General features: G+C 70.0%; 12 protein-coding genes and 1 pseudogene. 7 read left to right on the top strand and 6 right to left on the bottom strand.

The genetic code is table 11. The features are described from left to right. The coding region (locus tag SSOG_RS34895) for an alpha/beta hydrolase family protein (RefSeq protein WP_039939378.1) at positions 1 to 1,048 on the top strand (1,048 nt) is incomplete at its 5' end. A gap of 671 nt (positions 1,049 to 1,719) precedes the next feature. Here the strand turns inward: SSOG_RS34895 and SSOG_RS52700 are convergent. Beyond that, positions 1,720 to 2,013, bottom strand: a complete 294-nt coding sequence (locus SSOG_RS52700) for a hypothetical protein (protein WP_154686013.1) — start codon at positions 2,011 to 2,013, stop codon at positions 1,720 to 1,722. Between the two features lie 343 nt (positions 2,014 to 2,356). After that, positions 2,357 to 2,746, bottom strand: a complete 390-nt coding sequence (locus SSOG_RS34890) for a hypothetical protein (protein ID WP_050800384.1) — start codon at positions 2,744 to 2,746, stop codon at positions 2,357 to 2,359. A 196-nt stretch (positions 2,747 to 2,942) separates the two neighbouring features. On the opposite strand from SSOG_RS34890, the gene SSOG_RS34885 reads away from it, so the two are divergent. From SSOG_RS34885 to SSOG_RS34870, 4 genes and pseudogenes are all read left to right on the top strand, one after another. Next, positions 2,943 to 3,581 (top strand): HAD family hydrolase, encoded by a 639-nt coding sequence (locus SSOG_RS34885; RefSeq protein ID WP_039942202.1) that lies wholly within the window; start codon positions 2,943 to 2,945, stop codon positions 3,579 to 3,581. A 70-nt stretch (positions 3,582 to 3,651) separates the two neighbouring features. Then, a pseudogene (locus SSOG_RS34880) lies at positions 3,652 to 4,831 on the top strand (helix-turn-helix domain-containing protein). Positions 4,832 to 4,918: 87 nt separating this feature from the next. Beyond that, the gene (locus tag SSOG_RS34875; RefSeq protein ID WP_009718974.1) at positions 4,919 to 5,362 is read left to right on the top strand and encodes a hypothetical protein; all 444 of its coding nucleotides are present in this window, start codon (positions 4,919 to 4,921) and stop codon (positions 5,360 to 5,362) included. After that, positions 5,359 to 5,568, top strand: coding sequence for a hypothetical protein (locus tag SSOG_RS34870; RefSeq protein WP_009718973.1), 210 nt, complete (start codon positions 5,359 to 5,361; stop codon positions 5,566 to 5,568). The genes SSOG_RS34875 and SSOG_RS34870 overlap by 4 nt, the downstream gene beginning before the upstream one ends. Positions 5,569 to 5,689: 121 nt before the next feature. Here SSOG_RS34870 and SSOG_RS34865 read toward each other — a convergent pair whose 3' ends face one another. After that, entirely contained in the window at positions 5,690 to 6,154 is a 465-nt protein-coding gene (locus SSOG_RS34865; RefSeq protein WP_009718972.1) for a nitroreductase/quinone reductase family protein, read from the bottom strand. Between the two features lie 14 nt (positions 6,155 to 6,168). Continuing rightward, positions 6,169 to 7,242, bottom strand: coding sequence for an alkene reductase (locus SSOG_RS34860; RefSeq protein WP_039939374.1), 1,074 nt, complete (start codon positions 7,240 to 7,242; stop codon positions 6,169 to 6,171). Positions 7,243 to 7,549: 307 nt separating this feature from the next. Between SSOG_RS34860 and SSOG_RS34855 the strand changes: the two genes are divergently transcribed. After that, positions 7,550 to 7,981, top strand: a complete 432-nt coding sequence (locus tag SSOG_RS34855) for a MarR family winged helix-turn-helix transcriptional regulator (RefSeq protein WP_342634367.1) — start codon at positions 7,550 to 7,552, stop codon at positions 7,979 to 7,981. A gap of 9 nt (positions 7,982 to 7,990) precedes the next feature. Here the strand turns inward: SSOG_RS34855 and SSOG_RS34850 are convergent, their stop codons facing one another. After that, positions 7,991 to 9,241, bottom strand: coding sequence for a CynX/NimT family MFS transporter (locus SSOG_RS34850; RefSeq protein ID WP_039939372.1), 1,251 nt, complete (start codon positions 9,239 to 9,241; stop codon positions 7,991 to 7,993). After that, complete coding sequence (locus SSOG_RS49295) at positions 9,238 to 9,450, bottom strand: hypothetical protein (protein WP_009718968.1); 213 nt, start codon at positions 9,448 to 9,450, stop codon at positions 9,238 to 9,240. Before SSOG_RS49295 ends, SSOG_RS34850 begins: the two co-directional genes overlap by 4 nt. Before the next feature lie 108 nt (positions 9,451 to 9,558). Between SSOG_RS49295 and SSOG_RS34845 the strand changes: the two genes are divergently transcribed. Further along, on the top strand, positions 9,559 to 10,204 hold a 646-nt coding region (locus tag SSOG_RS34845; RefSeq protein ID WP_039939371.1), incomplete at its 3' end, for a LysR family transcriptional regulator.

The raw sequence follows: 10,204 nt of genomic DNA, 5'->3' as shown, positions 1-10,204 counted from the left end.
CCGCGACCGGCCCGACCCCTGGGTCGCCGGGCGGGACCGGGAGCTGATGGTCAGCGTCTGGTACCCGGCGCGCTCGACGCACGGGTATCCCCGCCAGCCGTACCTGCGCCCCGGCGCCGCGCGCTACCTGGACGAGTCGGGCTCGTACCTCCTGGCGCGCCCCGGCGAGGTGGACTGGGCCGGGATCCGTACGGACGCGGTCTCGGGAGCCCCGGCCGACAGCCGTGGCAAGCGGCCGGTCCTGCTGTACTCACCGGGCCTGGGTATGCCCCGCTCGCTGGGCACCTTGATGGCCATGGAACTCGCGAGCCGTGGCTATGTGGTGGTCACCATGGACCACACCCATGAGACCTCTCCGGTGGAGTTCCCGGACGGCCGCGTCGAACTGGCGAAGGATGCGGGCACGCCCGGGAGGACCAAGAAGGCGATCGACACCCGGGTACGCGACACCCGCTTCGTCCTCGACCAACTCGCTGCCTTACGGGACGGCCGCAACCCCGACGCCGAGGGGCGCCGTCTGCCGCGCGGCCTGGGCAGGGCGCTCGACCTGGAGCGGATCGGCATGTACGGCCATTCGGCCGGAGGGATCACCGCGGCGGAGACCATGCGCGTGGATCGCCGCATCGACACGGGGATCAACATGGACGGCACGCTTCAGTACAGCGGGACCGAATTCCTCCCCGTGGCCCTGGAAGGGCTGGACCGCCCGTTCATGCTCATGGGCAAGGCGGATCAGACCCATCTCAACAAGCCCTCCTGGCAGTCGTTCTGGGACCACTCGACCGGCTGGAAGCGCGATCTGAGCCTGGAGGGGGCCAGCCACTTCAGCTACACCGATGCCCAGTCGTTCGTGCCCGCCCTGGACGAGACCCTGGACATCCCCGCCCAGCTCCGTGAGGACTACATCGGCACCGTGGACCCCGAGGGCAGCGTCACCGCCCAGCGCGCCTACGTCGCGGCCTTCTTCGACCAGCATCTGCGGGGCCGACCGCAGGATCTGCTGGACGGCCCCTCCCCCGCTCACCCCGAGGTGCGCTTCATCCAGTAGGAGTGTGCGGCGGTCCGCCACGCCGCGCGGAGCGACAGACTCGCTGCGCGCAGGCGGCTCGTCGCCGCGCCCCCGCCTGCGCGTCGAGCACAGGTGACGGACATGCGCTTCCTCTGCGTGCATCGCGTCAACGGCCGCTTGAGCCCCGGCGCGTAGCCAGGTGTGTCTGCCATCATCGGCGGGGGCTCCTGAATCCGCAGGTGGCGAAGGGGGCCCCGCGCGGCGGGGGTACGGCACCACTGTCGGAGAGGTCTTCGACCACGGCGCCGGCGGCCCGTAGCTCGTGGGCGCTGCTACGGCCGGTCGCCACGCCGACCACGCGGACTCCCCCAGCCAGCCCTCCACGTCAGACGGCGTATCTCCGACGAGACAGCGCGTTCAGGGGACGCCTCCGCACGTTTTCCCACAGAAACCTTGGGCTACTGGGTTGCGGCAGCTCGGCCGTAGCACTCGCCGTGCTACTCCGCCCCAGCAGGCCGTCCCGCTCCATTGCACCGTTTCGCGGCTCGATGAGCGCTCTACGCACAGATCCAGCGCCATCCGGCCCTCGCCAGACGGTTCTGGAAGCTCGCGGCCCGCTTGGCTCCGACCGGCTCGAGAGACGGCCTGTACCCCGTGCTGTCCTAGCCACTGCCATCCCGGTCTCACGCGACCACGGATGCAGCGGGGCTCTACCTCTTGGGCACGGTCCACTCCACCGGTTCGTCCAATCCTTCGGGGGCATACACGATTCGTTCCGGTCGAGAGGCGGGTGGCACCGGGATGGGGATCTTGCCGCGGATGCAGTCGCCGACCTTGACCGTCGCATCGTCCGTCGGGAATTCGGGCTTGGGGAAATCGCCGCCGTTCAAGCCGGTGACCTCTGCCCGCGTACCGTCGGCAAAGGCCAGCGACCAGGGGAATTGCGATGCGGTGATCGTGCGACCCGAGCAGCGTCGAGGGCACCCCGCCCAACTTGCGCCCATACGGAGCCCTCTTCCAGACCGAGGCCGTCGCCAGGTGGCTCGATACCTGTGATGGGCTGTTTGTAGGTGATGACTGTGGTCTCGCCAGTGGCGGCGCCGCCGTCCCTTTCCCACTCCCAGGTGGTGCCAATGGCCATGGGCTCGACAGGCTGGGTGAGTGACGGTTCTGGGCTTGCGACTGTGGCTGTATCTGAGGTCTTGCTGGACTCGGCGTCGGCCTTGCCACTGTCGCTACCGCACGCGGCGAGCGGTAGGCACAGGACGGCGGCCGCGATCGCGGCGGTGCGGATACGCATGATTCCCCCCGTGAATTTTCACTGATGCGACGCGAGATCAGGCCGTGCTAGACGTTGACGATTTCGCGAATGCGCTTCAGCTTCTCCTCGGCAGTGAGAGCAGCCAAGTCCCCCGACACCAGCCCATCGAGGACGCTGCGCACGTTGGCTTGTTCGGGGCAGAGGATGGCATCGAGGACGCGCGCTCGCGTGCTGTTGTCCCGGACGTAGACCCAGACCTTATTCCCTTGCCGGGGCTCGGTATTGCAGCGAGCATCGAGGACCCACTGCGGGAAGTAGCCCAATTCCTGCTTACCAAGGGCCTTCACGATCTGTTCCAGGATCCCCTTGCCCAGCTTCTTGTAGCCGAGTTCATCCCTGAGCTGCCCGAGGCTGGTTTCCAGCAACCCTCCGCTAGCCGTCGCCTCATCGTATGTCCAGCTCAAATCAGCAGACATACCCCACCCCCTAAAATAGAACATATGTAGCACTCGGAGTAAATCATTCAAGTTCTGTGAATATAGCCTATCGGTTGCCCAACTGGGCACTGACGAGGGAACTTGGACAATCGAGACGCCGAGGGCAAGAGGTGTTCACCTCGTAAGCGGGTGCAACGGCCAGCAAGGGGCCCTCCTGGTGCTCTACCCTGCCCGGATGATTCGCGCGGTGGTGCTCGACGTCGGCGAGACCTTGATCCGAGATGACCGTGGCTGGGCGACGTGGGCAGACTGGCTGGGCGTTCCCCGGCACACCCTCTCGGCCCTGGTCGGTGCGGTCGTGGCGCAGGGGCGCGACAACGCGGAGGCACTGCGGCTCGTCCGGCCCGGTATCGATATCGTTGGCGAGCGGGCCGCCATGGAGGCCAGGGGCGTCAACGAGCAGCTGGACGAGTCCGATCTCTATCCGGATGTACGTCCGGCCTTCGCAGCTCTTCGTCAACGCGGCGTGCGCGTCGTCATCGCGGGCAACCAGACGGCGTGTACCGGACAGTTGCTGCGGGACCTCGGGCTGCCGGTTGATGCGGTCGCCACCTCGGGAGAGTGGGGTGTGGCCAAGCCGGAACCCGGGTTCTTCGCCCTCGTCCTGGAGCTTGCGGGAACGGCTCCCGGTGAAACCGTCTACGTAGGCGATCACCCCGCGAACGACACGGGCCCGGCGAAGGCGGCGGGCCTGCGCGCCGCGCATCTGCGACGTGGGCCCTGGGGCCATCTCTGGTCGGGCACGCCCGAGGCAGCTGCCGCTGACTGGCAGATCGACTCGTTGCACGACCTCGTACGACTCGTCGGCACTTGAGGCGAAGGGACCATGTGCGAGGGGGCCGCTGAGTACCGTTCGGAGCGGACGCACCGAACGGAGTACGAGCATGCCCACGGAGCTTGCCCGGCGCGTGGCCTATCGGCGCCGCATCGCGCGCATGACACAGCAAGAGCTGGCGGACGCCGCCGGGGTACACGTGGGGACGCTGCGGAAAATCGAGCGAGGCGCCCGGGGCGCGAGTGACGACGTGATCGAGGCCCTCGCCGCTGCTCTCGGTGTGGATCCCGCCCTCCTGCTGGGAAGCCGGGACCGGGCGGATGCCCGAGTGCACGCCGCCATGCTGACGTTGTCGGCCACCATCGCCGCGTACGACATGCCGGACGACGGGCCCGTCAGGCCGCTGACCGAGTTGCGCGCATCAGTGGACGAGGCGGTGACCTGGCGCCTGGCTGCTCAGTACGTCCGTATCGCTCGCCACTTACCTTCCCTCGTGGGCGAGTTGATTCGCGCCTTCCACCTGGCGAGCCCCGAGGAGGAAGCCGAGGCCGCGAGCCTCCTGGTCTCGGCCCTTCGGACCGCCGACGCAGTGGCGTACAAATACGGCGCCCGGGACCTGTCCGCCCGCCTGGTGGAGCTGATGCGGTGGGCCGTACCGCACGCCGGGGACCCACTGCTGGACGCGGCTGTCGCCTACGTCCGCACCGAGGTCTTCTTCGCTGCCCGCGCCTACGTCGCCGGGCTGCGCGCGCTCGAGGCCGCTGTGGACAAGGCCGCGGTTGGCCCTGCTGACGCGGTCCTCGCAGCTCGTGGCGCCCTTTGCATGCGGGCGGCCGTGATCGCCGGGGCGCGCCGGCCTGGGAGAGGCCGCGGATCGACACCTCACGGAGGCCCGACGCCTGGGGGACGCCGTACCCGAGAGCGTCTATCAGGGCACAGCGTTCGGACCGGTCAGCGTACGCATTCACGAAGTGTCCGTCGCCGTCAGCCTCGGTGACGATCACGTTCACCGGGCACTCAATGCACTCGGCGATTGGGCACCGCCACAGGATCTGCCTGCTGAGCGGCGTAGCGGGTTTTACATCGAGAAGGCACGTGCCCAGTTGTGGTCCGGGTTCCCGCGCGACGCGTTCGAATCGCTGAAGACTGCGCGCCAGATCGCACCGCAGCACACTCGCGACCACCCGTGGGTGCGTGAGGACGCTGCGACGTTGCGCCGCCTGCGGCGCGCTGACGCCGACAGCCTCAGCAGCTTCGCCGAGTGGTGTCACGCGGGCGAGTGCCCCTGACTGACCCTCACTGGGTCACTTGCGGCTCTCGCGGCGGAGAACCATCTGCTTGTCCACACCGACCAGGCAGATGGGACGACACCAGCCATGGCCCACCCAAACGGGTTCCCGCCGGGGACCACCCCCAGATCATGGGCGCCACCGAGCGGCACGGACGTGGAGCTGGTCGAGGTAGGCCCATACTGGGACGCCGTTCGGACCCCCGCTGACGTCGGCGAGTGCGCCCTGCGGCTGCTCGGCGAAGCGACCGGTGCCGTCATCGCCGACTACAGCCTCATGTACTGGCTCATCCCGCCGGGTCATGCCCAGCACTGGCGGCGCATGCAGAGGAACGTCAACGCCCTTGGCGCGCACGACGCCACGGTGACTTATGTCGGCGTTCCTCCGGCCACCCACACCACCGGGCCGCGCCTGCACTGGCGCATCCCCGTGGGCCCCGACCGGTACCTCACCGACCCGTACCGGCTGCGCGAAGCGCTCGCCCGGGCGATCAACACCGAGCCCGAGACCGGCGAGGAGACACGCTCATGACGATCCAGATCTGCGCCCGCTGCGACAATCCGACCCGCGAACCGGTCGTCGTCGCGATCGGACACGGCGCGAGCGCCGGTGGCGGCACCGTCTACGCCTGCCCCGGTGAGTGTGCCGACAGCTTCCCTCGCCAGCGCGACCCGTTCGACCACGGCACCCTGCCCGCCCGCCACGACGGATGCGAGGCCGAGCAGGCCCTGTGTTGAACGCGTACCAGCAGGCACGCCGCGCCCACCACGCCGAAGGTGCGCAGTGACCGCCCGGTCTACCCGACACGCCGCAGCCCCAGGTGGGCAGTTGCTGTGGTCCCCACGGCCTCTCGTGAGGCTACCCGGAGCGCGGGGTGAGGCGGATGACGGGCAGTTCGCGATCGGTCTTCTGCTGGTACTGACCGAAGCGTGCGGACGCGTCGGCGATCCCTCGCCAGGCGCGTTCGCGCTCTTCGCCGTGCAGCTGTTCGGCGGTGACGGGCACGGTGCGGCCGGCGAGGGTGATGGCTGCCTGGTCGGGGTGAGCGGCGAGGTTGTAGTACCAGGCCGGGTTCTTCGCGGCTCCGTTGGCCGAGGCCACGATCAGCCAGCTTTCGCCCTCCCCGGGGAACCAGCACACCGGGGACTTACGTGGCTCACCGCTCTTCTTGCCGACCGTGGTCAGCACGAGCGCGTCCAGGCCGCCGAGCATCTTCCCGCCGCCTTTGCGGACGATCTGGCGCATGGTCACCTTGTTCAGCCAGCGCACCGCGGCTCCGGGCTGGCGTGCCCCGTACGTTCCGGGGCGGGTCGTGAAGCTCATGGTGGGTCTCCGGTTCAGCCGAGGGCGGGGTAGTCGGTGTAGCCACGGTGGTCGCCGCCGAAGGAGGTGGCGCGGTCCGGGGTGTTGAAGGGGCCGCCCGCGGCGAGGCGGACGGGCAGGTCGGGGTTGGCGAGGTAGAGCGCCCCGTAGGCGATCAGGTCGGCGGTGCCGTCCTCGATGAGCGCCAGCGCGTCGGGGCCGGTGGGCTCCGTACCGGTGAAGGGGTTGAGGACGAAGGTACTCGGCCATGCCTTGCGCAGCCGCACGGTCAGGTCGCGGATCTCGGGACCCTCCATCTGGTGGAGGTAGGCCAGGCCGAGCGGGGCGAGCGCGTCCACGAGGGCGGTGTAGGTGGCCTCCACGTCCGTCCGGTCGCTCTCGTCGATGTCGTTGAAGGGGTTGCCGGGCGAGATGCGGAAGCCGACCCGGTCCCCGCCGATGGCCTCGGCCACGGCCCGCGCGGTCTCGACGGCGAAGCGGATCCGCCGCTCGGGGCTGCCGCCCCAGGCGTCGGTGCGCCGGTTGGAGTTCGGTGCGAGGAACTGGTGGATCAGATAGCCGTTGGCGCCGTGCAGCTCCACGCCGTCGAAGCCCGCCTCGACGGCGTTGCGCGCGGCGGCGGCGAAGTCGGCGACGGTTTCCGCGATCTCCGCCTCGGTCAGCTCGTGCGGCGTGACGAAGTCCTGCGGACCGTCGTGCGTATAGACCTGCCCCTTGGCGGCGACCGCGGAGGCGCCGACCGGTGTGAGCCCCATCAGGCTCGGGTGCCCGACCCGGCCGGTGTGCATCAACTGGAGGAAGATCCTGCCGCCCTCCGCGTGCACGGCGTCGGTGACCTTGCGCCAGGCCGCGATCTGCTCGGCGGAGTGGATGCCGGGGGTGTCCGGATAGCCCTGGCCGACCACCGACGGCTGTGTGCCCTCGGTGACGATCAGCCCGGCACCCGCCCGCTGCGCGTAGTAGGCCGCCATCAGCTCGGTGGCGCTCTGCCCGGGACCGTACGCACGGCTGCGGGTCATGGGTGCCATCACGATGCGGCTGGAGAGGCGGAGGCCGCCGAGGTCGTAGGGGGTGAAGGCCGTTGTCATGGTCAGGCTCCTGTTCGGCTGGGATGCGCGGCACCACACGATGCCATTGCCTGTCCGAACAAGTAAATCCGGGGATCGATTCCCCGAAGGCTGTGACGCGCATCACTCTCCCTGGTGATTTCGGCATCTGACACCCACTCTCGGGCGGCGGCAGGGGCCAGCGATAGAATGTCCCTGCCCAGGCAATCATCACTGCGAGAGGAGTGCGAAGAACGTGCCGAAGGACCCCGGCGCCGCATCGTCAGCGGACTGCTCCGCCGCGGACATGGCCCGCCCACCGATGCCGCCCTCGATCCGGGCGGGAGCCATGAACCACGCGATCTTCCGCGTGGCCCGCCTGCACCGGATGCTCGCCGGACAACTCCTGCGCCGCGTGGGACTGCACCCCGGGCAGGAGCTGGTCATGATGCAGCTGTGGGACCTCGGCCCCCAGCGCCAGACCGACCTCGTACGCCTCCTCGGCTCGGACGCGGCCACCATGACCCGCACCGTCAAGCGCCTGGAGCACGCGGGCTTCGTCCGCCGCCGCCCCAGCGAATCCGACAAGCGCGCCACCATCATCGAACCCACGCCCGCCAGCCTCGCCCTGCGCAAGGAGGTCGAACAGGTCTGGGCGGACCTCGAGGAAAGCACCGTCGACAGCCTGTCCGAGGAGGACCAGGAAGCCACCATCCGCGCCCTGGCCCGCATCGAGGACAGCCTCAGCCGCGCAGCCGAACGCCAGCCGCCCCTGGCGTAGTCGGCACGGTCACCGCACGGGCCGGGCAGGGGTGTTCGCGGTGGGGTGCTCTGGGTGGTCCTCCGGGCGCGGGGGGCTCGGTGTTACGAGGCCGGGGCGGGCGGCCAGGAGGCCGCAGATCAGCTCGGGTATCACCAGCAGGAGCAGCAGGACGATCGACGGCTTCCAGTCGCCGGTGACGCTGTGCAGTACGCCGAAGGTCAGGGGGCCGGTCGCGGCGAGGAGGTAGCCGCCGGACTGGGCCATGCCCGAGAGGCGGGCCGTGACCGCGGCCGTGGGTGAGCGCAGGTTGAGGAGGGTGAGGGCGATCGGGAACGCGCTGCCGGTGGCGACCCCGAAGACCGCGACCCAGACCCATCCGGCCTGGGGAGCCAGGAGCAGGCCGACGAGTCCGATCGCCATCAGGGTGACGACCCCGAGGACGAGGGGGCGTTGGTCGCGCAGGCGGGCGGCGACCACCGGTACGACGAAGCCGAGGGGGATTCCGATGATGATGATGACCGAGTTCATCATCCCGGCGGTGGCGGGTGCGTACCCGTGGTCGCGCATCAGCTGGGGAAGCCACGCCGTCAGCGTGTAGAACATCAGCGACGTCATCCCCATGAAGACCGTGATGGACCACGCCAGCGGCGAGCGCAGCAGCGCCCCCTTCTCCGCGCGGGCGGGCGCCGGTTCCGGTGGCTGCTTTCGCCCGCGGAGCGCGAGCGGGCACCAGACCAGGGCCGCGATCAGGGACGGGGCCGCCCAGGCGGCGAGGGCCAGCCGCCAGCCGCCCATGTGGTCCAGGGGGACGGCCAGGCCCGCCGCGGCGGCGCCGCTGACGGACATCAGCATCATCGCCAGGCCGGTGAGCGGGCCCACGTGGCGGGGAAAGGCGTGCTTGATGACCGCGGGCACCAGCACGTTGCCCGTGGCGATCCCGGCTCCGGCCAGCACGGTGCCGGTGAACAGCGCCGTCTGGGCGGGGAGTACGCGCAGCAGGAGCCCGATGGTGAGCACGACGAGCGCCACGGTGATGGCCGCCTGGGTGCCGATGCGGCGGGCGAGTACGGGGGTGAGCGCGGAGAAGATGCCCAGGCACAGCTCCGGCAGGGTGGCGAGCACGCCCGCCTCGACGCCGGTGAGCCCGAAGGTGTCCTGGAGTTGGCCCAGGACCGGGGGGATGCCGGTGATGGCCGCCCGCAGGTTGAGGGTCAGCAGCACCAGACCGATGAGGGTCCAGAGGGCCGTGAGGCGGGTGATACGAGGTGGGGATGTCATGTCGCCCTTGTCCACGTCGGGGGCGGGCAGGGGCTAATGGCCGCGGTGGGGGGGCGGCGGGCGCCGTGTCCACCCGCGGCGAGTGCCTTGCCGTCGATGCCGTAGGGGACCAGGCGCATCCGCAGCCGTCCGCAGGCGCAGCGGCTCCAGACCACGACGCCCTCGGTGGTGGTGTGCCGGGAAACGATGGTGCTCGTGTCGGTGCACATGACAGCAGGATGACTCCGGGCAACCGTTGCGGTCCATTGCACGTTTTGCTGGTCGTGTGTGCAAAATAGTTTCATGATTGACCTGCGTCGGCTTCAATATGCTCCCGCATGGTGCACCAGCAGGGCACGGTCACCGCGGCCCGCCCGAGGGCCCTGCATCTCACCCCGTCGGCGGTCTCCCACCATGTGCGCGAGCTGGCGCGCGAGCTGAGGGTGCCGCTCCTGGAGCCGCAGGGCCGCGGCGTCCGGCTGACCCCGGCCGCGCTCCTGCTCATCGAGCACGCCGACGCGCTGCTGGCCCGGTGGGAGGAAGCGCAGGCGGAGCTGGAGTCGTACCGGGCGGGCATGACCGGGCCGCTGCGCATCGCGGGCTTCACCACCGCGATCAGCGGCCTGATCGCCCCCGCGGCCGGGCGGCTGCGGCACAGCCATCCCGACCTCCTGGTGCAGGTGCGCGAGCGCGACACCGTGGAGGCCATGGATCTGCTGGTGGCGGGCGAGGTGGATCTCGCGGTCGTGGAGCCCATCGAGGGCGGGCCGCAGCCGGATGACGCGAGGTTCGAGCAGAGCCCCCTGCTGGAGGAGCCGTACTTCCTGCTGGTGCCCGCCGACCACCCGCTGGCGCGGGTGGGTTCGGTGCGGCTGGAGGACGCGGCGGGCGAGGACTGGATCGTCGCCGACCCGGGCACCTGCGACCACGCCCAGCGGGTGCGGGTGCTGTGCGCGTCGGCCGGGTTCTCGCCGCGGATCGTGC

It is taken from the genome of Streptomyces himastatinicus ATCC 53653 (genome assembly GCF_000158915.1).
GTDB lineage: Bacteria > Actinomycetota > Actinomycetes > Streptomycetales > Streptomycetaceae > Streptomyces > Streptomyces himastatinicus.
This window is presented reverse-complemented; position numbering and strand designations above follow the sequence as displayed.